17 protein-coding genes and 2 tRNA genes are annotated in these 23,695 nt (G+C 65.1%); 10 read left to right on the top strand and 9 right to left on the bottom strand.

Annotated elements, in window-relative coordinates:
- The first annotated feature begins 27 nt into the window (after positions 1-27).
- Positions 28-678, top strand: a complete 651-nt coding sequence (locus SMCB_RS04545; RefSeq protein ID WP_082027231.1) for a Maf family protein — start codon at positions 28-30, stop codon at positions 676-678.
- Positions 675-1,586 (top strand): SAM-dependent methyltransferase, encoded by a 912-nt coding sequence (locus SMCB_RS04540; RefSeq protein WP_171820280.1) that lies wholly within the window; start codon positions 675-677, stop codon positions 1,584-1,586. The genes SMCB_RS04545 and SMCB_RS04540 overlap by 4 nt, the downstream gene beginning before the upstream one ends.
- Here the strand turns inward: SMCB_RS04540 and SMCB_RS04535 are convergent.
- Positions 1,513-3,708 (bottom strand): cyclic nucleotide-binding domain-containing protein, encoded by a 2,196-nt coding sequence (locus tag SMCB_RS04535; protein ID WP_052468422.1) that lies wholly within the window; start codon positions 3,706-3,708, stop codon positions 1,513-1,515. The genes SMCB_RS04540 and SMCB_RS04535 overlap by 74 nt on opposite strands.
- A 314-nt stretch (positions 3,709-4,022) precedes the next feature.
- On the opposite strand from SMCB_RS04535, the gene SMCB_RS04530 reads away from it, so the two are divergent.
- From SMCB_RS04530 to SMCB_RS12945, 8 genes are all read left to right on the top strand, one after another.
- Positions 4,023-5,591 (top strand): class I SAM-dependent DNA methyltransferase, encoded by a 1,569-nt coding sequence (locus SMCB_RS04530; RefSeq protein WP_045535387.1) that lies wholly within the window; start codon positions 4,023-4,025, stop codon positions 5,589-5,591.
- Positions 5,581-6,891: a restriction endonuclease subunit S gene (locus SMCB_RS04525; RefSeq protein WP_045535385.1), complete on the top strand. Its 1,311-nt coding sequence runs from the start codon at positions 5,581-5,583 to the stop codon at positions 6,889-6,891. The genes SMCB_RS04530 and SMCB_RS04525 overlap by 11 nt, the downstream gene beginning before the upstream one ends.
- Positions 6,888-8,645 carry an SIR2 family protein gene (locus tag SMCB_RS04520; protein ID WP_144400272.1) on the top strand — a complete coding sequence of 586 codons (1,758 nt, stop codon included), beginning with the start codon at positions 6,888-6,890 and terminating at the stop codon, positions 8,643-8,645. Before SMCB_RS04525 ends, SMCB_RS04520 begins: the two co-directional genes overlap by 4 nt.
- A gap of 10 nt (positions 8,646-8,655) precedes the next feature.
- The gene (locus SMCB_RS04515; RefSeq protein WP_045537621.1) at positions 8,656-11,877 is read left to right on the top strand and encodes a type I restriction endonuclease subunit R; all 3,222 of its coding nucleotides are present in this window, start codon (positions 8,656-8,658) and stop codon (positions 11,875-11,877) included.
- Positions 11,878-12,083: 206 nt separating this feature from the next.
- Positions 12,084-12,407, top strand: a complete 324-nt coding sequence (locus SMCB_RS04510; RefSeq protein WP_231851250.1) for a type II toxin-antitoxin system RelE/ParE family toxin — start codon at positions 12,084-12,086, stop codon at positions 12,405-12,407.
- Positions 12,404-12,688, top strand: a complete 285-nt coding sequence (locus SMCB_RS04505; protein WP_045535383.1) for a helix-turn-helix transcriptional regulator — start codon at positions 12,404-12,406, stop codon at positions 12,686-12,688. The genes SMCB_RS04510 and SMCB_RS04505 overlap by 4 nt, the downstream gene beginning before the upstream one ends.
- Before the next feature lie 452 nt (positions 12,689-13,140).
- Positions 13,141-13,794, top strand: coding sequence for a hypothetical protein (locus SMCB_RS04500; RefSeq protein WP_045537619.1), 654 nt, complete (start codon positions 13,141-13,143; stop codon positions 13,792-13,794).
- Positions 13,795-13,986: 192 nt separating this feature from the next.
- On the top strand, positions 13,987-14,340 hold the full coding sequence (locus SMCB_RS12945) for a hypothetical protein (protein ID WP_052468420.1): 354 nt from the start codon (positions 13,987-13,989) through the stop codon (positions 14,338-14,340).
- A gap of 43 nt (positions 14,341-14,383) precedes the next feature.
- Here the strand turns inward: SMCB_RS12945 and SMCB_RS04490 are convergent.
- The 8 genes from SMCB_RS04490 to SMCB_RS04455 form a co-directional block, all read right to left on the bottom strand.
- A tRNA-His gene (locus tag SMCB_RS04490) sits at positions 14,384-14,459 on the bottom strand.
- Positions 14,460-14,485: 26 nt separating this feature from the next.
- On the bottom strand, positions 14,486-16,432 hold the full coding sequence (locus SMCB_RS04485; RefSeq protein WP_045535381.1) for a SurA N-terminal domain-containing protein: 1,947 nt from the start codon (positions 16,430-16,432) through the stop codon (positions 14,486-14,488).
- A 59-nt stretch (positions 16,433-16,491) separates the two neighbouring features.
- Positions 16,492-16,567, bottom strand: a tRNA-Val gene (locus SMCB_RS04480).
- A 127-nt stretch (positions 16,568-16,694) separates the two neighbouring features.
- Positions 16,695-18,626 carry a chorismate-binding protein gene (locus SMCB_RS04475; RefSeq protein ID WP_082027229.1) on the bottom strand — a complete coding sequence of 644 codons (1,932 nt, stop codon included), beginning with the start codon at positions 18,624-18,626 and terminating at the stop codon, positions 16,695-16,697.
- Positions 18,623-19,714: a tartrate dehydrogenase gene (locus tag SMCB_RS04470; RefSeq protein ID WP_045535379.1), complete on the bottom strand. Its 1,092-nt coding sequence runs from the start codon at positions 19,712-19,714 to the stop codon at positions 18,623-18,625. Before SMCB_RS04470 ends, SMCB_RS04475 begins: the two co-directional genes overlap by 4 nt.
- Positions 19,715-19,839: 125 nt before the next feature.
- On the bottom strand, positions 19,840-20,790 hold the full coding sequence (locus SMCB_RS04465) for a DMT family transporter (protein WP_045535377.1): 951 nt from the start codon (positions 20,788-20,790) through the stop codon (positions 19,840-19,842).
- 55 nt (positions 20,791-20,845) lie between these two features.
- Positions 20,846-21,415, bottom strand: coding sequence for a CDP-diacylglycerol--glycerol-3-phosphate 3-phosphatidyltransferase (gene pgsA / locus SMCB_RS04460; RefSeq protein ID WP_045535376.1), 570 nt, complete (start codon positions 21,413-21,415; stop codon positions 20,846-20,848).
- Between the two features lie 43 nt (positions 21,416-21,458).
- Positions 21,459-23,681 carry an excinuclease ABC subunit UvrC gene (locus SMCB_RS04455; protein ID WP_045535374.1) on the bottom strand — a complete coding sequence of 741 codons (2,223 nt, stop codon included), beginning with the start codon at positions 23,679-23,681 and terminating at the stop codon, positions 21,459-21,461.
- Between the last annotated feature and the right edge of the window lie 14 nt (positions 23,682-23,695).

The raw sequence follows: 23,695 nt of genomic DNA, 5'->3' as shown, positions 1-23,695 counted from the left end.
GCTGCAAGCAGATCAGATAATGGGCGCATGACCGTTGCACCCTCCTCCCCCTTTTCGCCCTCTCCCGCCCTGCCCGCCGCCGCTTTGGCAAGCGCACTCAACCGCCCTTTGATTTTGGGTTCGAGCTCGCCCTACCGGCGCGAGTTGCTCCAGCGCTTGCAACTGCCCTTCGCCGTGGTGGTGCCCGATGTCGATGAAAGCCCGCTCCCCGGCGAAGCCCCGGCCGCGCTGGCCCAGCGGCTGGCCCTGGCCAAGGCGCAGGCGGTGGCCGAGCGGCACCCGCAGGCGCTGGTGCTGGGCTCGGACCAAGTCGCCGAGTTGCACGCACAAGCCCTCGGCAAACCCGGCAACCACGAACGCGCCCGCGACCAGTTGCGCCGCATGAGCGGCCAAAGCGTGTGCTTTCATACTGCGGTGGCGCTGGTGTGCCTCGAAAGCGGCTACAGCGGCAGCGCCTTGGCGCCGGTGCGGGTGCAATTTCGCCCGCTGCTGGACGATGAAATCGAGCGCTATCTGCAGGCCGAACAACCCTACGACTGCGCCGGCAGCGCCAAAAGCGAGGGGCTGGGCATCGCCTTGCTCGAGCGCATCGAAAGCGACGACCCCACCGCCCTGATCGGCCTGCCCCTGATCCGCACCGCCCAGCTGCTGCGCCAAGCCGGCGTGGCGTTGCCATGAGCCGCAGCGCGCCGCTGGGCACCCTGTATCTGGTGCCGACCCCGCTCGACTTTGGCTGCCTCGACCCGGCAGAGGCAGCCCCGCCGCTCGAGCACAGCCTGCCCCTGCTCACCATCCAGACCGCTGCGCGGCTGGAGCACTGGGTGTGCGAAAACGCCAAAAGCACGCGCGCCTTCCTCAAGCGCGTCGGGCAGGTGGTGCCGCTGTCGCAGCCGCTGCAAGCGCAGCAGATCGTCGAGCTGCCGCGCGAGGTGCACAAAAAAGGCGACCACGACCCCCACCAAGGCCACAACGCCACCGCCCTGCTGGCCCCAGCCTTGCAGGGCCACGACGTGGGGCTGGTGAGCGAAGCCGGCATGCCCGGCATCGCCGACCCCGGCGCCTCGGTGCTGCGCGCCGCGCACCAGCTGGGCCTGCCCGTGGCGCCGCTGGTGGGGCCGGTTTCGCTGATGCTGGCGCTGGCGGCCAGCGGGCTCAATGGGCAGCGGTTTGCCTTTGTGGGCTACCTGCCGCAAGAAAGCACGGCCCGCGTGCAGCGCATCCGCGAGCTCGAGGCACTGGCCCTGCGCAGCGGCCAGACGCAAATCTGCATCGAAACCCCGTACCGCAACCCAGCGCTGCTCGACAGCCTGCTGACCACCCTGCAAGCCCAGACGCGGCTGGCGCTGTGCGCGGGCTTGGGCTTGCCGCAGCAAGCCATCCACAGCGCCAGTGTCGGCGCTTGGAAGCCACACCGCCCGCGCCTGCCGCTGGAGCTGCCCACGGTTTTTTTGTTCGGTCGGGAGATGGCTGGGGGCCGCCGCGCCGCCTCAAGGTCGGGCCAAAGCCCCATCATCACTCCATGGCGGCGCGCAGCTCTTGTGAGATTCCCCCCAGGCGCCGGATGCCCATGCGCGCCAGGGCTGTGATGAAAAGCAATGCGCCTTCGGGGTCGTCGCGGCTCCATTGCTGAAAGCGCTCCCACGACAAGCTGCTGAGCACGGCACCGTGGGCACCGGCGTGGGCGTAGGCGGTGCGGGCGATCCCGTTCAGGAAAGCCATTTCGCCAAACACCGCCCCGGCCCCGATCACCGACAAACGCAGCCCCTGTTCTGGTACTTCAGAGGTCGAGAGTGTCACCGTACCCGCTGCGACCCACAGCAGCGTGCGCTCGCGCTCACCTTGGCGGATGATGACCGCGCCCGGCGCATAGCGCTGGCTGTTCATCAGGGCACGCAACGCCGCTTGTTGCGCGGGATCGAGCCCGTCGCTCAACTCCCCCAGCGCCGCCGCCTGCACCGAATCCGCCTGCACCGAATCCGCCTGCACCGAATCCGCCTGTGCCGAATCCGCCTGAGCTGCCGCTGCAGGGCGGCTGGCCAGAATCTGGTCTTCGGCCCATTCGAGGGCGTGGTCAAGGTCGATGTAGGTGTGCAACCGGGCCATGCGTTGCGCCGCCAAACCGTGCACGCCGCACAGCAGCAGCGCCACGTTTTGCTTCTGCAACTCGTGCGCCAAGGCGATCAGGTGCAGGCAGCCGGTTTCGTCCCAAGAGGGCGCGCGCGAGGCATCCAATATTACGCAGCGGTGCCCATTCAGATGGGAGCGCACCTGCTCCACCACTTGGGCTGCAACCCCAAAGGAGACGATGCCTTGCAGCTCAAACACCGCCACCGTGGCCATGCGTGGCGCCAGCCAGCCCTCATCCTGTGGCCCGCGCACGTGGCGCGAACGCAGTTTGCCTTCCAGATGAATGCGCCGGATGGCGTGCTCCCCCGAGGCGCGCAGCAGATCCAAAGTGGCCACCAGCAGACCCGCCAGCAACGCCAAGGCACCGCTGGAGCCCACGAACACCAAGGCCACCACCCAAGCCTGCAGGCGCCCCCCACGGCCCTCGCGGGTCTGGAACAGCCCCCACAGAGGAGGCGGAATCATGCGCACACCGGTGATCAGCAGCGCCCCCATCAAAACCGCCATCGGCACCCAAGGCAGCCACAGATAGCCGCTGACGGCCACGGCAATCATGGCCAGCGCGTGCCACTGCCCGGCCCGCAGGCTCGGTTTGCCCGTGTAAAAGAGTGCGGTGAGCGAGCGCGACAAGCTGGTCGAGGCCGGAATCATGCCCACCAGCGCACAGCCCACCCCCACCCACCCCTCGCGCCCCAACACCGGCCCATGCGCAGTGCGTTGTCCGTGCTCAACCTCCAGATGCTGGTGATAGACCAACACCTCGAGCGAGTTCACCACCGCCATCAACAAAGCCAGCGATGCAAGTTGAAAACCCACCCGGTCGATCACCAACCACCACGGCGCAGCCCACCAGTCGGGCACCACGGGCAGCATAAAAACCGCTTGCTCGGCCGCCATGCGCAGCTCGACTCCGGGGGCCCAGAACAGCCACGGCAAGGCGACTAGGGTGACGGCGATCAGCAGCGTGGGAAAACGCGGCCACAGACGCTGCAACACATGGCTGAGGGCCACCACAGCCATTGCGATCCCTACGTGCCAGCCCAGCAACGCGCCCCAGTGCGCGCCGCTGATGAAGTACAACCCCTTGATCTGCGCCAAAATGAGCGACAAGCCCACCCCGGCCGCAAAACCTTGCGTCACCGCAACCGGAATGAAGCGCGCCATGCGGGCCAAGCCACTCCAAGCAATCAGGCTTTGCAACACAAAACCCAGCGCGGCGAAAACGCCGGTGATCGCCAGCGCCTGTGCGGCAGTTATGGACGCCGCTGCGCCGGCATCGATCACCAAGGCCAACATGCCGCCAAAGAGCAGCGCCACGGCCGTCGAGGGCCCATAGACCACCCCCTTGCTGCGCGCCAGCAGCGTGAGCAAGGCCCCAGGCACAGCTGCCGACCACAGAGCGAGAAAACTAAACGAGCCCAGGGTGGCCAACGGCGCAAAAGCCAGCAGCCCGACGCCTATGGCATGGGGAATCGAGATCGACAGCGCCGCCGCCGCGCCGACAATGGGTCGGCTGGCCCGTTGGGTGCTGATTTTTTTGGCTGGAAGCTCGAACGATATCGGTTCTGGTGCGTGGTTCACGCAGCCATTATCGCTTGAGAAAATGACACAATTGGCGCCACGATCTCAGGCGTGGCGTTGTGTTGCTCAAGGCCGCCGTTCTATTTTTTTCGGAGGCAACGCGGGTGTTTCGCGCCTAGGGTGGCACCCTTGGGGGGATTGCCGCCGACCGATGAACGCGGCTTGGGTAGACGGTGATTCGGCACCAATCAGTTATGCTACGAAAATCGCTAGTGCACTGCCGCGCACATGGGCATACACCGTCACCGGCCGCCGCGGTGGGCAAAAGCAAGATAGCCCGGCCTTGATGGCACAGGCAACAGAGTGGGAGAGCGATGAACCAAGACCTGAAAAAGACCCTCTGGACCGCCGCAGACAAGCTGCGCTCGTCGATGGACGCAGCCGAGTACAAGCACATTGTCTTGGGCCTGATTTTTTTGAAGTACATCAGCGACGCGTTCGACGAGCGCCGCGCCGAGCTTGATGCCGCGTTCGCCGACGAGTCGCACGATCTCTACCTTCCCGACGACGACCGTGCCTTGGCCACCGAGGAGCGCGACTACTACACCATGGTCAACTGCTTCTGGGTGCCGGGGCCTGCACGCTGGGAGACCATCCGCGCCAAAGCCAAGCAGGCCGATATCGGCACGCGCATCGACGGAGCGCTGGACGCCATCGAGGCCGACAACCCGCGCCTAAAGGGCATTCTAGATAAGCGCTTCGGCCGCGCGCAGCTGGAACCGGGCAAGCTGGGCGAGCTCATCGACCTCATCTCTACCATCGGCTTCACGTCCAGCGAGGGGCATCAGGCCAAGGATCTGCTGGGCGAGGTGTACGAATACTTCCTAGGCCAGTTCGCCAACGCCGAAGGCAAGAAGGGCGGCCAGTTCTACACGCCGGCCAGCGTGGTGAAGGTGCTGGTGGAGGTGTTGGCGCCACACAAGGGCAAGGTGTACGACCCCTGCTGCGGCTCGGGCGGCATGTTCGTACAGAGCGAGAAGTTCATCGAAAGCCACGGTGGCAAGTTCGGCGATATCTCCATCTATGGGCAGGAAGCCAACCCGACCACTTGGCGCCTAGTGGCCATGAACTTGGCCATCCGGGGCATGGACTTCAACCTCGGCAAAGAGCCGGCCGACACCTTCCACCGCGACCAGCACCCCGACTTGAAAGCCGACTACGTGCTGGCCAACCCGCCATTCAATATCAGCGACTGGGGCGGCGGCCGCCTGCTGGACGACAAGCGCTGGGTGCATGGCACCCCGCCCGCGGGCAACGCCAACTACGCTTGGTTGCAGCACATCCTGCACCACCTAGGCCCGCGCGGACAGGCCGGCGTGGTGCTGGCCAACGGCAGCATGTCGTCCAACCTGAACAGCGAGGGCGAGATTCGCCGTGCGATGGTGGAAGCGGATGTGGTCGAGGTGATGGTCGCCCTGCCGCCACAACTGTTTTTCAACACGCAGATTCCGGCGTGCCTGTGGTTCCTAGCCAAGGACAAGAGCAAGGATGGGCGCGACCGGCGCGGTGAGGTGCTGTTCATCGACGCCCGCAAGCTCGGGCGCATGGACACGCGGGTGACCCGGGTGTTCGACGACGAGGACGTCCATCGCATTGCCACCACGGTGCACCGCTGGCGCCAGAGCGGTGAGGCAGGCTCAGACGAGCCCTATGCCGACGTGCTTGGCTTCTGCCGCGCGGTGAAGCTGGCCGAAATTGTCGAGCATGGGCATGTGCTGACCCCGGGACGCTACGTGGGTGCCGAGGCAACGGACGATGACGACGAGGCGTTCAACGAAAAGATGGAACGGCTAACGGCGCAGCTGGCTGAGCAGATGGCCAAGGGGGCTGAGCTAGATGCCGTGATTCGGGAAAAGCTCGGAGGGCTGGGTTATGCCGTCTGAGCTGCAAGTCCTGCCGCTTGAGGAATGCCTAGAGGCGCTCATCGACTACCGAGGAAAGACGCCCCGGAAGACTGATAGCGGCATCCCACTGATAACGGCGAAGGTCGTCAAAGGCGGACGCATCGAAACACCCACTGAGTTCATCGCGCCAGAAGACTTCGACTCTTGGATGACACGTGGCCTCCCAAGGATTGGGGACGTTGTCATGACGACAGAGGCACCGTTGGGCGAGGTTGGCCAAATTTTAAGTTTGCCTGTGGCCTTGGCACAGCGCATCGTGACGTTGCGAGGTAAACCGCACCTGCTCGACAACGATTACCTCCTTTACATGCTGCAGGCCGAAGCTTTTCAAGAGCAACTCAAGGGTCGCTCAAGTGGTACGACGGTAGTCGGCATCAAGCAAAGCGAGCTACGCAAAGTCCGGCTGCATCTTCCGCCTGTCCAACTGCAGCGAGAGGTGGCGTCAATCTTGAAGGCGCTAGACCGCCGCATCGACCTCCTCCGCCAAACCAACTCCACTCTCGACTCCATCGCACAAGTCCTGTTCAAGAGCTGGTTCATCAACTTCGACCCGGTGCTGGCCAAGGCCGATGGCCGCGAGCCCGATGGCATGGATGCAGCAACGGCGGCGCTGTTTCCTGCGCAGTTCGAGGATTCGGAGCTCGGACCTGTGCCGAAAGGGTGGACTGCTCAACCCATCGGCGACTTGGTCGAGGCCGTCGGCGGCTCAACACCGGATACAAAAAACGATGCCCTCTGGGAGCCCGCTGCCCACCACTGGACCTCGCCGAAGGACCTCTCCGGTGCGACGGCACCCGTGTTGCTGGATACCGAGCGAAAAGTGAGCGACGCCGGATTGGCCAAGATTTCCTCGGGGCTGCTGCCAGTCGGTACCCTGCTCATGTCATCGCGCGCGCCGATTGGCTACCTCAGTCTTTCGCAGATTCCAGTCGCCATCAACCAAGGCTACATCGCGATGCCTCCCGGCGGCCGGCTGCCGCCTGCGTACCTGTACTTCTGGTGCCAACTCAACATGGACGCCATCAAGGGCCGCGCGAACGGTTCGACGTTCATGGAAATCAGCAAGAAGGCGTTCCGACCGATCCCGGCCCTCTCGCCGTCCCCAGAGGTCGTCGACAGGTTTCATGACTTCGCAACAGCGGTGTTCAACCGCTTGACCGCGAACGAGAGACAAGCGCGGGCGCTAGCAGAGCTTCGGGACACGTTGTTGCCCCGACTCATCTCCGGGAAGCTGCAGTTGCAGGAACTCCAAGTTCAGGGCGACGAGGTGCTGGCGTGACACCTGAACTTTCGTTGGCATTCGCCATCCAGTCGAGCCCTGGCGTCTACGCACTGTTGCTCGGCTCCGGCGTCTCTAGAGCAGCCCGCATTCCGACTGGTTGGGAGGTTGTGCTCGACCTTGTAAGAAAGTTGGCTGCTGCGCAAGAAGCTGACTGCGAGCCAGACCCAGCCGCCTGGTTCCGTACCAAGTATGGCGAGAAGCCGGGCTACTCGCGCCTACTGGATGCGCTAGCGAAGACGCCCGCAGAGCGCGCACAGATTCTCAGGGCCTACTTTGAGCCCTCCGAGGAAGAGCGCCGGGATGGGGCGAAGTCACCCACCAAGGCGCATCAAGCGATTGCACGGCTGGTCTCGAGTGGTCACATCCGAGTAGTCCTCACCACGAACTTTGACCGCCTGATGGAGCGGGCGCTCGAAGAAGTTGGAGTCGCGCCTACCGTCATCAGCACACCGGACCAAGTCGAAGGCGCTGTACCGCTGGCTCACATGAAGTGTTGCGTTATCAAGCTTCATGGCGACTACCTCGACACACGCATCCTCAATACGCCAGAAGAGTTGGCCAGCTACGCCCCTCAGGTCGACAAGCTACTCGACCAAGTCTTTGATGAGTACGGGCTGGTCGCCTGCGGCTGGTCCGCAGAATGGGATGAAGCACTACGGCGCGCGATTGAACGTGCACCCAGCAGGCGGTTCTCGACCTTTTTCGCTGCGCGAGGGCAGCTTGGAGAGCGGGTTGCAGCACTGCTCGCCCTACGAGGCGGTCAGCACGTTGCAATCTCAGATGCTGATTCGTTCTTCGAGAACGTTGAACAACGCGTCAGGGCAATCGAACAGTTCTCCCAACCCCACCCACTGTCGGTCAAGGCTGCAGTTGCTGCCTGCAAGCGATACCTTGCCAGTCCCGACACCTCACGGATTCAGCTAGCGGACCTAATTGGCGACGAAAGCCGCAGAGTCTGCAAAGAGCTTCAGCAAGAGCGGCTCTTCAACACGTCGGAAGCCGTGAACACCGAAACAGTGACCGCGCGTGTTCGGCTGTACGAGGGCATTTGTCGAACGCTTTGCGCCATAGCCTTTCAGGTCGGCCGTTGGGGTGACCGTGGGGCAGTCCAGCAGCTGGCTTCGGCACAGCGCCGTCTGTACGGCACTCGGAACAACCAAGGCGTGACGCTGTGGCTCGCTTACCAAGGCTATCCCGTCACGCACTTGACGTACGCCGCGCTTCTGGGCGCATCAGTCCGAGGTCGTTGCGACGTGGTTGCACCGCTATTAAAGAACGAGCTTGAGTTTGCCAATCGACAGCCAGTCATCGCGGTCGACGTCGTTCCTCCATTTTGCCTTTTGCGCGACAACCCGCAGTCTTGGGGACAACTCTTGGAAGGCCAGGACCGTCGCCCTGTTCCCTTGAGTGACTGGCTCGCCGAGCACTTCTGGAGTGGATTCGGAGACGAGTTCGACTCGCGGCATGACTACGACCTCCGGTTCGACTGGGTAGAAATTGTTCTCGCGATTGCGCATCACAGGCTGTGCCCACCTGAGTTCAACACCGAGCACCATCCACTAGGACGTTACGGGTACCGACGTCAGGGCCGCGAACGCGTCTTGCAAGGATGGAGGTCAAGTCTTGCGGCCGAGCATGAGCGGTCTCCCTATGTGAGCTCTGGACTTTTCGGGAACAGTGCGACAGAAGTGGAACAGGCTATCGCTGCGTTCGAGGCATGGGCCGCTCAGTTGAGTAACCGTTGGTGGTAGGTTGCAGCGCATGGGAAGCATCACCGAAGACCACCTCGAACAAGCCACGCTCGAATGGCTGGCGGCGCTGGGCTGGAAGATCGGCCATGGGCCGGACGTTTCGCCGCCCGATTCCAAGAAGCCGGGCACCGAGCGCGATACCTACCGCAATGTGGCCCTCAAGCACCGTTTGCGCGATGCCATCCGTCGACTGAATCCGCACATCCCGGCCGGCGCGCAGGACGAGGCCTGCCGCATGGTGCTGAACCCCAATATCCCCGGCCAGGTGCAGGCCAACCGGCAGATGCACCGTTGGCTGGTGGAGGGGGTGCCTGTCCAGTACCAGAAGGACGGCGAGACCCGCGGCGACCGGGTGAAGCTGGTCGACTGGACCGACACCGCTGGCAACGACTGGCTCGCGCTTAACCAGTTCAGCATCCAAGGGCCGAAGCTGACCCGACGGCCGGACGTCGTACTGTTTTTGAACGGTCTGCCCGTGGTGGTGGTCGAGCTCAAGAACCCAGGCGATGAGAACGCCGACCTCTGGGCCGCCTTCAACCAACTGCAGGCCTACAAGGAAGATATTCCAGACCTGTTCCTGAGCAACGCCCTGCTGGTCATCAGCGACGGCATCGAGGCGCGCGTAGGGTCACTCACGGCCGACCAAGAGCGATTCATGGCTTGGCGCACCATCGACGGGGTGACCGTGGATCCGCTGGGCGCCATGAAGGAGCTGGAAACGCTGGTGCGCGGCCTGTTCCAGCGCGACCTGCTGCTGGACTACCTGCGGCACTTCATCCTCTTTGAAGACGAGGGCAAACTGCTCAAGAAGGTGGCGGGCTACCACCAGTTCCATGCGGTGCGGGCGGTGGTCGAGAGCGTGCTCGAGGCGTCCAATCCGAAGGCCCTTGCTTCACGCCGCGGCAAGGGCGGCGTGGTGTGGCACACCCAAGGCGCGGGCAAGAGCATCGAGATGACTTGCCTAGGAGGCAAGCTGATGCAACACCCCCAGATGGGCAACCCGACCCTAGTGGTGGTGACCGACCGCAACGACCTAGACAACCAGCTGTTTGGCGTGTTCGCCGGCGCGGCCGCGCTGCTGCGCGAGACCCCGGTGCAGGCCGACACACGGCCCAAGCTGCGTGATCTGCTGGCCAATCGGCCCTCGGGCGGTATTGTTTTTACGACCATCCAAAAGTTCACGCCGGGCGAGGACGAGGACAGCTTCCCCGTCCTCTCCGACCGGAACAACATCGTCGTCATCTGCGACGAGGCCCACCGCAGCCAGTACGGCTTCCAGGCCAGCATGCCCAAGCTGCAAAAGCAGATCAAGGACGCCCGCAAGACCCTAACGACCAACGACGCGGCCAACGAGCCTATGGCGCTACAGGTGGCCGAACCCACCGCCAAATACGGCGTGCTGCGCAACCTGCGCTATGGCTATGCCCAGCACCTGCGCGATGGCCTGCCCAACGCCACCTTCGTGGCCTTCACCGGCACGCCGGTGTCGCTAGAGGACCGCGACACGCGGGCCGTGTTCGGCGACTACGTGCATATCTACGACGTTGAGCAGGCGGTCAAGGATGGCGCCACGGTGCCCATCTATTACGAGAGCCGGCTGGCCCGTCTGGAGCTGAAAGAGGCTGATGCTCTGCTGCTCGACGACGAGGTGGAGGAGCTGACCGAAGACGAAGAAGACGACACCGCCAAGGCAGCGCAGCTGCGCCGCTGGGCTGCGCTGGAAAAACTGGTGGGCGCGCCGCCGCGCATCCAGAAAGTGGCGGTTGACCTAGTCGAGCACTTCGAGAACCGCTTGGCCAGCCTAGACGGCAAGGCCATGGTGGTGGCCATGAGCCGCGAAATCTGCGTGCACCTGTACGACGCCATCGTGGCTCTGCGCCCGAGTTGGCACGACCCCGACCCCGAGAAGGGTGCCATCAAGGTGATCATGACCGGCTCGGCCTCGGATAAGAATCTGCTCAAACCGCACATCTACAGCAAGGACATCAAGAAGCGCCTAGAGCGCAGGTACAAGGATCCGACTGACCCCTTCAAGCTGGTCATCGTCCGCGACATGTGGCTCACGGGTTTCGACGCCCCATGCATGCACACGATGTACGTGGACAAGCCCATGAAGGGCCATAACTTGATGCAGGCGATTGCGCGGGTGAATCGTGTGTTTAAGGACAAGCCCGGCGGCTTGGTGGTGGACTACATCGGCATCGCCAACGAGCTGAAGGCGGCGCTGAAGGACTACACGCAGGCCAAGGGCAAAGGCAAGCCGACCATCGCCGCCGAGGACGCCCTAACCGTGCTGCTGGAAAAGATGGACGTGCTGCACGGCATGCTACACGGCTTTGACTACACCGACTTTCGCACGAAGGCTTGGCAGCTGCTTCCCGGCGTGGCGAACCATGTGCTGGGCTCGGAAGATGGCAAGAAGCGCTTTGCCGACACTGTGCTGGCCGCCAGCAAGGCTTTCGCCCTCTGCTGCACCCTAGACGAGGCGCTGGCACACCGGGACGAGCTCGCCTTCCTGCAGGCCGTAAAGGCCGCGCTGACCAAGTTCGGCACCTCGGGCAAGAAGCTTAACGACGAGCAGAAGGAGCATGCGCTCCGGCAAATCATCAGCAAAGCCGTGGTCAGCGCCGAAGTCGTGGACATCTTCAAAGCCGCCGGCTTGAATCGACCAGACATTGGCATTCTGTCCGAGGAGTTCCTAGAAGACGTGCGCCACATGAAAGAGCGCAACCTCGCGGTCGAACTGCTGCAGCGGCTGCTGAAGGACGACATTCGCTCGCGTTTCAAGACCAACGTTGTGCAGCAGGCCAAGTTCTCCGAGATGCTTCAGCAAAGCCTACAGCGCTACCGCAACCGGGCCATCGAAACCGCGCAGGTCATCGAAGAACTCATCGAGATGGCTAGGAAGTTCCACACCGCTGCGCAGCGCGGGGAGCAGTTGGGGCTCAACGGCGACGAGATGGCGTTCTACGATGCGCTGGCAACCAACGAGGCCGCTGTCCGCGACCTAGGCGACGAGACACTGAAGGCGATTGCGGTCGAACTGACGCAGAAGCTGCGGGCATCAGTGACCGTGGACTGGTCGGTGCGCGAGACCGTGCGAGCGCGCCTGCTGGTGATGGTGAAGACGTTGCTCAAACGCTACAAGTACCCGCCGGATAGGCAGGAGGAAGCGACGGAGACCGTGCTGAAACAGGCCGAGGCATTATCAGCCGGGTGGGCGAATCCTTGAGTGGGGCTCGGCGCTTTGAAAGCGCTAGCGCAAGGCGCTAGGCATTAAATGGATGAGCACAACATCGAGCACCGCACCTGCAAGGGCTGCGCATCCATCACGAGCGCATCGAGGCATGGATGCTCGAACAAGCCGGAGTGCGCTTTGCGCCAGCGCAGCCGCTCAAGCTGAGCGTGGTGGCTTAAACATCACAAAAAGGCTATACTGTGATTCATTGGACTGTGACACTGCACCCGCAAGCCGAGCCCGAGCTGCTGGCGCTGCCGCCCGATATGCAAGCCCGCTTCCTGCGCACTGCCGAACTGCTCGAGGACTTGGGGCCGCAGCGTGTAGGGCTGCCCCACATACGCCCCCTGCAAGGCAAGCTGTGGGAGATGCGCCTACAAGGCCGGGATGGCATAGCCCGCGCCGTGTACGCCGCCGTTCACCAGCGCCGCCTGCTGGTGCTACACGTGTTCATCAAGAAAACCCAAGCCACACCGCGCCGCGCCATTGAAACCGCCCTGAACCGATTGGAGACCCTGCCATGATCACACTTGAGCAAATCAAGGCCAAGCTGCTGGAGCAGCCCGCCGTGCAAGCCGAATATGACGCCCTAGCCGCCGAATTTGACATGGCCCGCGAGCTGCTGCACGCCCGCGCCCGCGCCGGCCTGACGCAAGCCCAAGTAGCCGAGCGCATGGGCACCACACAGAGCGCAATCGCAAGGCTCGAGGCAGGCAAGCGCCAGCCCTCCATGCGCACCGTGCAGCGGTATGCCCAAGCCCTAGGCTGCCGTGCCGTGGTGCGGCTGGAGCGAGGCAGCGCCTGAGCCACCAGCGCTTGCACCACCGCCAGAGCCCGGCCCTTGATCCGGGTTTTGTGTGCTCGAGCAGCCGCACCGCTGACGTGCAAAACGCGCTTACATCCGCCGTCACATCGAGCGCAGCCCAGAAGCACAAAGCCCGGAAAACCCGGCTAACTGCTTGATTTATTTTGGGTGGATGATGGGACTCGAACCGAAAATGGGGAGCATTCAGGGGGGCTCCCCGCATTCGCCCCCATACCACCACTCACGAACTCATCACTTCCTGCTCGCCGCATCCCTTACCCCGAGGGCCTGCGCCGGAGGGTGAACTCCGGGTCAGCCGGCAGGGATTTCTAGCGGCAAGTCCGCAAGAATTGCCTGACTACCGGCAGGTTCTGCAAACCCAACGCATTGACACCATTGTTTTTTTCACAAAAACAGTCGAAAGGCGTTAAAATTGGCGGATGGGTTCTACGATGAAGCTTGCAGACCGGATGCGCCAGTCCATTCGGCGCCGCTCCGGCCACGTTGTACTGCGCGCCGAACTCGCGCGGCTGGGCAGCGCATCGCAGGTTTCGGAAGCGCTCAAGACGCTTCAGCGCGACGGGGAATTGCTCCGCTTGGGCGCAGGCGTTTACGCCAAGGCCCGCCGGGACGAAGCCACGCACGAGGTAACGCCAGTCGTGGATGTCGAGACGCTGGCGCGTGAGGTGGCGCTAAAGCTAAAGGCTCATGTAACCACCGGCGCAAGGGGCACGCTGGTGCTGGACACAGGCGACCGCCGTGTTTCCCGCAAGCTGGCCCTAGGCCAGAGCGCCGTGCAATACGTCAACAATCGCAATCGCAGGGCCTTCACGGCATTAAGAATGAAGCCTTGGGACACAACGACATTCCCCACCACCGATGTGGGCAACTATGTGCGCTGGCTTGCGGGCTCTTATGGGGTTCGGTATGAGCCGACTGCCGCCGATCAATGGGCCGAGACGGTAACCCGCCTAGCCGGAGACGAAGTTCGCTCCGGCCCGGTGCAGGATCTGCTGGTCGCCCTCAAGCGTGCAGGCAGGCTGACCAAGGATGACATGGCGAGATTGCTCGTGAACTACCTGCGGGAGTGCAAGCAGGGTGTTTGATCCGTTCAAGGATTTCGAGACGTCCGGCCACCTGCGAAACAAGTTCGCCGAGAAGGATCCGCAGATCGTCCAGGAACTGGAACACCAGATGTTCCGGGTCAGTCTGGACGAAGCCATCGCATACTTGGCGAAACGGCGAAGTGCCTTGCGCTATGAAGACTTCCTCGCCGTCTGGATGGCAACGGCCGCACCATGCTGGTGGTCCACACCGAGTTATGCCATCGGGCCGGCTTCTGCATCGAATGGCACCGCACGAGTAAGTCAGACTTCCTGACCGCATTAAGCACCGAGATCGCTACGCCGGGCAAAGGCATCCTGGACGCCTACCTGCTGCCCTTCGTTGGTGAGAACCAGGAACGCGAAGCTTGGGGCGGCATGCTCGGCGGTTTGCCGGGCCTCGACGGCAAAGGGTCGGACGATGCCGTCGCAGGCAACTACACGGACGCTGAAGTCTCCCGTCAGTACCGCGAATTCGAGCGGCGGCGCGGCTACCAAATCGATCCTTCAGCGGACAACAGCAACGGTCTGATTAAGGATCGCCCCTGAAACGAAACGAGGACCGTAAGGTCCTCGTTTTTATAAGCGTTTTTGGGGTGGCTGATGGGACTCGAACCCACGACGACAGGAATCACAATCCTGGACTCTACCAACTGAGCTACAGCCACCGCAAGCCTTAGATTATACCCCTGATTCAGGACGCGGCGGCGGTTTCGGCGGTGGGGCGTGGCTGCAAAATTTCGACTTCGAAGCGCGTGCGCAAATGCCGCAGGTAGGCTTGGGTTTCGGCTTGTGCCCACAGGTCGGCGAGCTGGTTGCGCTCCAGCCCGGCGCGCACCGCGTCGGGTGCCTCGCGCTCGAGCACGCGGTTGATGCGGATCACGGCGTAGCCGTCGGGGCCCATATCGACGCCTACCCAAGTCGGGGCATCGGCGGATGCTGGGGCGGCGGCACTCAGCACGGCGCGCAGCACCTCGGCGGGCGCGCCTTGCGGTTCGGTGCGCGACAGGGCCACGGCGGGTGACAGCCGGCCTTGGGCCGCTTCCGGGGCTTGGCGCCAGGCCGCCAAGCGGGCTTGCCCTTCGGTGCGCGCGGCATCCAGCGCGCGGCGCTGCAGCAGCAGTTCGCGGACTTGTGGGCGCACGGCGTCTAGGGGCTGCAGCTGCGCGGGCCGGTGCGCGAGCACCCTTGCTGACACCAGCTGTTGCCCGGCCTGAACCTCGATCGCTTCGGTGTTGCGCCTGAGCGTGAGCGCGTCGCTGGCAAACAGGGCCTGCAGCAGCTCGGGATGGGTCAAGGCGGGAGCAAGCCCGGCGGGCTGGGGGCCGCGGCGCACCACCGCTTGGGCGCGGTTGACGGTCAGGCCCAGCGCCTGCGCGGCGGGCGCCAAGGAATCGGCTTGCTCATAGACCAAGTTGGAAAAGGTTTCGGCGGCTTGGGCAAAGCGCAGCTGCGCCTGTTGCTGGCGCAGCTCGGTCGCGAGGCGCTCGCGCACGGCCTCGAAGGGCTCGGCGGCCGGCTGGCGCACCTCGAGCAACTGGATGATGTGAAAGCCGAAATCGGTCTGCACCAAGTCTGAAATGGCGCCGCGCTGCAGCGCAAACACCGCCTGCTCAAACGGCGGCACCATGGCGCCACGGGCAAAAAAGCCCAAATCGCCCCCCCTGGCGGCAGAGCCGGGGTCTTGCGAGTGCGCGCGCGCGAGTTCGGCAAAACGGGCCGGGTTGAGGCGCACCTGGGCCAGCAGCTCTTCGGCGCGGGCGCGCACTTGGGCAAGCTGTTCGGGGCTGGCGCCCGGCTCGAGCGTGAGCAGGATGTGGCTGGCGCGGCGCTCTTCTTTGGCGGCGAGCTGGGCGCGGGTTTGCTCGTAGTGCGCGCGCAGATCGGCTTCGCTGATGGCGATGCCCCGCGCCACCGCGGCTAGGTCGAGCACCAGGTATTCGACATCGACTTGTTCGGCCGACTGAAACAGGTTCGGATTCTGGGTGTGGAAGGCCTGCAGGTCGGCCTCGGTGAGGGCGACGCCGGCGCGGAAGTCATCAGGCCGGAACACCGTGAACTGGATTTCGCGGCGCTGGAAAAATGGCTGCAAGGCCTGTTCGGCCAGCTTCGGGGGGGCGAAAGCGGTCACGGCCAAGCCCTCGAGCAACTGGCGGCGGATCAGGTCGGCGCGCACCGATTGCTCGAATTGCTCGGGTGTCAGGCCCTGCATGGCCAAGATTTGGCGGTAGCGCTCCAGATCGAGCGTGCCGTCGGGGCGGCGCAGCTGGGCGATGGTGGGGTCTTGCGCCAGTGTGGCAGCGAGCTGCTGGTCGGTGACCAGAAAACGGGCATCTTGGGCCGCCAGGGCCACCAGTTGCTCGTCGATCATGCGCTCGAGCGTGGCAAAGCGGCTGGCCTCGGTGTCGAGCTGGGCGCGCTGCAGGCCCGGCGTTTGCTCCAGCAGTCGATCGATCTGGTTGCGGTGCCGCTCTTCCCACTGCTCGCGCGTGATGTCGGTGCCGCCGACGCGCGCCACGGCGTTGGGGTCAGCGCCCAGTTGCCCATAACCCTCGACCCCGACGAGCACGAAGGCCGGGATGATCAGCAACATCAGAACCGCCATCAGGAACTTGATGTTGTTGCGAAAAAAATCAAACATGTGGGCGCTGCCTGCAACGTGGGAATGAATGCCGGGCTCATCGGCATGGGGCTGGTGGGTGGTGGGTGCTGACGGGTTCGAACCGCCGACCTACGCCTTGTAAGGGCGCCGCTCTACCAACTGAGCTAAGCACCCCACCGGGAAACCCCTGATGTTAGCCGAACGCACCGGGGAAGGCGCGCTGGGCTGAAATGGCTGGCGCATTGTAACCGGGGCTCAAGATTCGTTTTCTGGGGCGCTTGCACGGGCGCGCTCTGATGCGCTATAGCAAACGCGCCGGCAGCACGCCGCGCAGCGCATTGCACACCACGATGGCCTCGGCGCGTTGCAGGTCGGCCCGCGTCAGGCGGGCCTCGCTGGCGGCCCAAGCGGGGTCGGCGAGCAGCAAGCTGCGCTGGATGCCGGGCAAGGCGCCGCCAGATACGGGCGGGGTGAACCAGCGGCCGCCCAAGCGCAAAAAAACGTTGCTGCGCCCGCCCTCGAGCAGCTCGTCGGCGGTGTTGAAAAACAGGCTGTCGAAGGCGCCCTCGCGCTCGGCGGCGCGGATGCCGGCGTCGTAGTGGCTGCGGCGCGTGGTTTTGTGCGCGGCCAGCGGGTTGTGCAGCGGCAGCGGCTCGGGGTGCAGCCGCAGCGTCACGACACCGGGCGGCAGCGCAGCCAAAGGAGCGTGCGCAAGGCTGAGCCGGCCGCTGTGCGACAGCGCCAGCCGCACCCGCGCCGGGCCATCGGTGGGCAGCTCGGCCGCGCGCTGGCGCAAAAGCGCCTGGGCCGCGTCGGGGTCGAAGGCGAAACCCAGCGCCCGCGCGCTGGCCGCCAAGCGCGCCAGATGCAGCGCCAGATGCTGCAAGCCGCAACCGGGAAGGTGCAGCATGGTCTCGAACAAATCAACGCCGGGGTCTAGACTGGTGAGGAAGCGGGCTTTGAGGCGGCATTCGGCCAGCTCGTCGGCGGCCACGCTGTCGTGCACGATGCCCGCCCCTACCCCTAGGCTGAGCGGCCTCAATCCTTGGTGCGGCGGCCCGAGCGTGAGCGTGCGGATGGCCACCGAGAGGCAGAAGTCGCCCACGCGCTGGCCTGCTGGCGCGGCGTCGAGCCAGCCGATGGCGCCGCAGTAGGGGCCGCGCGGCGTGCTCTCTAAGGCGCGGATGAGCTGCAGGGTGCGGTGCTTGGGCGCGCCGGTCACCGATCCACAGGGGAAGGTGGCGCGCAGCAACTCGGGCCAGCCGACCTCAGGCCGCAGCCGGGCCTGCACGGTGGAGGTCATCTGGTGCACGGTGGCGTAGGATTCGATCTCGAACAGAGCCGGCACCTGCACGCTGCCGGTGAGCGCGATGCGCCCGATGTCGTTGCGCAGCAAGTCCACGATCATCACGTTTTCGGCTTGGTTCTTGCAGTCGGCTTGCAGATTGCGGGCGCTGGCGAGGTCGGCCTCGCGGTCGCCCACGCCATCGATGTCTGTGTCGCATTCTGGTGCAAGGATGCGCGCGGCCGTGCCCTTCATGGGCCGCGCGCTCAAGACCCCGTGCTGCTGGCGCAAAAACAGCTCGGGCGAGCAGGAAAGCAGCCAGCGGTCGTCGGGCAAGCGCAGCAGCGCGCCAAAGGGCACCGGTTGGCGCGCGCGCAAGGCCGCGTACAGCGCCACCGGTTCGCCCCAGGCCTGGCCCTGCAAGCGGTAGGTGTAATTGACCTGGTAGGTCTCGCCGGCGCGGATGGCGGCGTGGATGCGCTCGATGGCGGCAGCAAAACCCGCTTCATCGACGCTCTCTTGCAGTGCCAGCGTGCCGCCGCCGGCATCAGAGCCGGGCCAGCTCTGCAGCCAGGCATCGACTTGCTCGCGCGCGAGCCGCTGCAGGTGGCTGAACATGAGCAAGCGCAGCGCCGCACCCGGATAGGCCGCCGAGGGCTGGCCGAGCACCAAGGCCTCGCCCCATTCGTAGTCGGCCAGCAGCAGCGCGTGCAAACCGGCACGCTGGTCTTGCGCCACGGCAGCCCACAGGGCGTCCAGCGCGGCGCGGTCGGTCGCATCGGTGCAGACGTGCTCGCGCACGAAGCCGGTGTAGAGCCGGCTGCTGGGTTGCGCGGCGCTGGCCTCGCAGTCGTCGAGCAGGGCAAAGACCGACTGCGGGCCGGCGCCGGGGGCTGGAAGCGCTGTCTGGGCTGCCGGGGCTTCCGGAGCCGCCGGGGCTGCGCTCATGCGCCGACCACCTCGGCGATCGCCCGCCCCAAGTCGGCGGTGCTGGCGCGGCCGCCGAGGTCGGGGGTGCGTGGCGCGTCGCCTCCCGAAGCCAGCACGGTTTCGATGGCTTGCAGCAGCGCGTCGTGCGCCTTGCGGTGGCCCAGAAAATCGAGCATCATGGCCCCGCACCAGATCTGGCCGATCGGGTTGGCGATGCCGCGGCCGGCGATGTCGGGGGCCGAGCCGTGCACCGGCTCGAACAGCGAGGGGTGGCGGCGCTCGGGATTCAGGTTGGCGCTGGGCGCCACGCCGATGGTGCCGGTGCAGGCGGGCCCGAGGTCGCTCAGGATGTCGCCAAACAGGTTGCTCGCCACCACCACGTCGAAGCAGTCGGGGCGCTGCACGAAATGGGCGCACAGGATGTCGATGTGGAACTGATCCACGTGCACGCCGGGGTACTGGCGCGCCATGGCCGCCACGCGCTCGTCCCAGTAGGGCATGGTGATGGCGATGCCGTTGCTCTTGGTGGCGCTGGTGAGGTGCTGCTTGGGGCGGCTCTGCGCCAGCTCGAAGGCAAAGCGCAGCACCCGATCGACGCCGTGGCGGCTCATCACGGTTTCTTGCAGCACGATTTCGCGCTCGCTGCCCTCAAACATGCGCCCACCGACGCTCGAGTATTCGCCCTCGGTGTTTTCGCGCACGATCCACATATCGATCTCGCCCGGGGCGTAGGGTGTGCCGTCGCGGCGGCGCAGGGGCGCGCTCATGCCGGGCAGCAGGCGCGCCGGGCGCAGGTTTACGTACTGATCGAACTCGCGCCTAAAACGCAACAGCGAGCCCCAGAGCGAGATGTGGTCGGGGATTTTCTCGGGCCAGCCGACGGCGCCAAAATAGATCGCGTCGTGGCTGCCGATCTGCTCTTTCCAGTCGTCGGGCAGCATCTGGCCGTGGCGCTCGTAGTAGGGCCAGCAGGCGAAATCGAAATGGTCGAACTGCAAGCCGATGCCGAAGCGGCTGGCGGCCGCTTCGAGCGCGCGCAGCCCTTCGGGCATGACTTCTAGGCCGATGCCGTCGCCAGCGACGACGGCGATGCGGTGCGTTTTCATGGGGGCGGCTCCTAGGGTGGGGTCGGTGGGGGACAATAAGAGGCCGGAATCGTTGAGATTGGCGCTGGGCTGGGTGCCTGAGCCGGGTTGGATTGGCCAAGTATCCAAGTATCAGGCTTTGGCGATCAGGCTTTGACTTGTGCGGGGCTGCGCACCACCAGGCTGACGCCAAGCGCAGTCAGCGCCACGCCGGCCACGGTCAGGGCGGTGATGGGCTCGTCGAACAGCAGCCAAGCCAGCACGGCGGTGCACGGCGGCACCAGGTACATCAGGCTGGCCACCGAGGCCGCGGCGCCGCGCTGGATCAGCAGATAGAGCAGCGAGCTGGCCCCCAGCGTGAGCGCCAGCACCGACCACGCCAGCGCCCCGGCCAGTTCGGCGTTCCAGTTCATGCCGCCGGGCTCGAGCAGCGCCAGCGGCAGCGTGACGGCAAAGGCCGCCAGCAGCTGCACCGTGTTGGCGCTGCGCACGTCGCAGGGCTGCACGTAGCGTTTTTGGTACAAGGTGCCGGCGGTGATGCTCAGCAGCGCGCATACGGCCAAACCGACGTTGAACCAGGTGGCGCCGATCTGGCCCGTGGCTGCGCCCACGGCCGCCTGCGCATCTGGGGGCACGAACTGGTGCCACAACACCAGCACCAGCCCGGCCAAGCCCAGCAGCAACCCGAGCCACTGGCGCCGCGTCACGGCCAAACCGGTCGAGGCGGCAAAGGCCGACAACCAGATGGCGGTGAGCACCGGCTGCAGCCCTACCAGCAGCGCCACCAGCCCCGCGCCCATGCCGGCCTTCACCGCCGCCCACACGCCGCCCAAGTAGCCGGCGTGCATCAGCAGCCCCAGCACCGCCAAGTGCCCCCATTGCGAACGGCTGCGCGGCCACGCCACCCGCGCCCACCAGACCCAGAGCAAAAACAGGGCGATCGACAAGGCATAGCGCCAAGCCAGAAAGGTCATCGGCGGGGCGTGCGGCATGCCGTAGCGCGCCACGATGAAGCCGGTGCTCCAGATCAGCACAAACACCCACGGCATGGCGCGCAACCAAGCGTCGTGGGGCGTCTGGGGCGTGCGGCCGAGCATGGGTGAGCGCTGCAGCGCGATAGGGGTGCGATATGGGTGCGAAAGGGGCGCTGTTTTAACGCGACTTGGCGCGGATTTCGGGCAGCGCTTTGATCAGGTAGTAAACCATCGACCAGACCGTGAGAATGGCCGAAATCCACAGCAACACCGTGCCCCAAAGCCGGGTGTCGATCAGGCCAAAGAGCGTGGCGTCGTAGAGCAAAAACGGGATCGCGATCATCTGCACCGCGGTTTTGAGCTTGCCCACCGCGTGCACCGCCACGCTGCGGGTGGCGCCGATGATCGCCATCCACTCGCGCAGCGCCGAAATGGCGATCTCGCGGCCGATGATGATCAGCGCCACAAACACATCGGCCCGATCTAGGTGCACCAGCACCAGCAGGCAGGCGCAGACCAAAATCTTGTCGGCCACCGGGTCCAGAAAAGCACCGAAGGCCGAGGTCTGGTTGAGCCGGCGCGCCAGGTAGCCGTCGGCCCAGTCGGTGAGCGCAAACAGCACAAACAGCACCGTGCCGACCAGATTTTGCGTGCTCTGCTCCAGCCCGGGCCAGTAAAACACCGCCACGATCACGGGGATGGAGACGATGCGCGCCCAAGTGAGCGAAGTAGGCAGGTTAAAAAACATGGGCCTGATTATGCGAGGGTTTGTCCGGATTCTGCCGCGCCGTTCAGCGCAAAGCCTTGTAGATTTGTTGCGCCAGCTCGGTCGAAATGCCCTCGACGCCGGCCAGATCGGCCACGCTGGCCGCCGCCACGCCACGCAAACCGCCAAATCGTTGCAGCAACCGCGCGCGCCGCTTGGGGCCGACGCCGGGGATGTCTTCGAGCTGGCTGCCACCGGTGCGGGTGCGCGTGCGCTGGGCGCGCATGCCGGTGAGGGCAAAGCGGTGCGCCTCGTCGCGGATTTGCGCCACCAGCATGAGCGCAGCCGAATCGGCCCCGAGGGCGATTTTGTCGCGGCCGTCGGCAAACACCAGTTCCTCGAGCCCGACTTTGCGCCCGGCGCCCTTTTCCACGCCGACGATGCGGCCCACATCGGCCCCGAACTGCTCGAACACCTGACGCGCCACGGCCACCTGCCCGGCACCGCCGTCGATCAGCACCACATCGGGCCAGCGTGGGCCAGCGCTGGTTTCGGGTTCTTGGGCTGCAGCCAGCTTGCCGTACCGGCGCAGCAGCACCTGGCGCATGGCGGCGTAGTCGTCGCCGGGCGTGATGCCCTCGATCGCGTAGCGCCGGTACTGGGCGCTTTGCATCTTGTGGCCCTCGAACACCACGCACGCGGCCATGGTGGCCTCGCCCGCGCTGTGCGAGACGTCGAAGCACTCGATGCGCAAGCGCTCCAGCGCCTCGTCGGGCAGATCGAGCGCCTGCGCCAGCGCGCGCGTGCGCGCCTGCTGCGAGCCTTCCTCGGACAACAAACGCGCCAGCTGCAGCGCCGCGTTTTGCTGCGCCATCTCGAGCCAAGCGCGGCGCTGCTCGCGCGGCTGCCACACCGCATGCAGCTTGTGCGCGCTGGCTTGGCCGAGCAAATCGAGCAGGTGCGCGCTCACTGGCGCCCCCAGCACCAGCAGCGGCGGCGGCGGGTGGGCGCTGTAATGCTGGGCGATGAAGGCCTCGAGCACCCGGGTTTCTAGACTGGGTGCTGGCGCAGCGGCGGCATCGTGTGCATCCAGCGTGTGCCCAGCGGTCGGTGCATCGATCATCAGCCCTAGGCTAGATTCTTTGACAGTCTCTGCGTCCCCATCTGTGCCTCCATCTGCCACTTTATCTGCCGCTTTATCAGCCCATATCTGCTTGCCTTCATTTGCTTGCGCGCCTTCATCTGGGCCTTCATCGGCGCCCTCCTCCACGCTGGCCAGCAGCGCCCCGTCGGCCACCTGCGCCGGAAAAAAAGGCCGGTCGCCCAGATGGCGGCCACCGCGCACCATCGCTAGGTTGACGCAAGCGCGCCCACCCTGCACTTTCACGGCCAAAATATCGGCTTCTTGGTCGCGCACGTTCTCCATCGCCTGCTGCTGCAGCATTTGCGCGAGGCTGCCGATCTGGTCGCGCACCTGGGCCGCTTGTTCAAACGCCAGTTGTTCGGCGTGCGCTTGCATGCGTTGCTCCAGCGCCGTCAGCAAGGTGTCGGTTTGGCCGCGCAGAAAGGCGGCGGCGTCTTGCGCATCGCGCGCGTAGTCGGCGGCGCTCACCAGCCCCACGCACGGGCCGCTGCAGCGCCGGATCTGGTACAGCAGGCAGGGGCGGCTGCGGTGCATAAACACCGTGTCTTCGCAAGTGCGCAGCCTGAACACCTTTTGCAGCAGCTCGATGGTCTGCTTCACCGCCCAGCCGTTTGGGTAGGGGCCAAAGTACTGACCGCGCCCGTCCACGGCGCCGCGGTAGTACGACAGGCGCGGGAAGGCCTGCGGCTGCGCCGCTTCGAGCGGTGGTTGCGCTGCTGCTGTTGCGGCTGTTGCGGCTGGCGCTGCCGCCAGCGCGCCCACATTGCGCACCCTGCCTGCGATGCCTGGCGAGCCCGCCGTGCGCCCCACGCCGCTGCCCAAGCGCAGGTAGGGGTAGCTCTTGTCGTCGCGGAACAAAATGTTGTAGCGCGGCTGGCTGGCCTTGATCAGGTTGTTTTCGAGCAGCAGCGCCTCGGCCTCGGAACGCACCACGGTGCTCTCAAGGCGCGCGATCTGGCCCACCATGTGGCCTATGCGCGTGCCATCGTGGCGGCGGCTGAAGTAGCTGGACACGCGCTTTTTCAGATGCCGCGCCTTGCCCACGTAGAGCAGCGCACCGGCGGCGTCAAAAAATCGATAAACCCCCGGCAAGCCCGGCAGGGCCGCCACGGCGTGCAGCAGCGCTTCGGGGAAAGGGGTTGGGGTGTGCGCGTCCTCGGTCATGGTGCTGCATTGTG

It is taken from the genome of Serpentinimonas maccroryi (assembly GCF_000828915.1).
GTDB lineage: Bacteria > Pseudomonadota > Gammaproteobacteria > Burkholderiales > Burkholderiaceae_C > Serpentinimonas > Serpentinimonas maccroryi.
The sequence above is the reverse complement of the archived record's forward strand: the minus strand, read 5'-3'. Positions and strand labels throughout refer to the sequence as shown.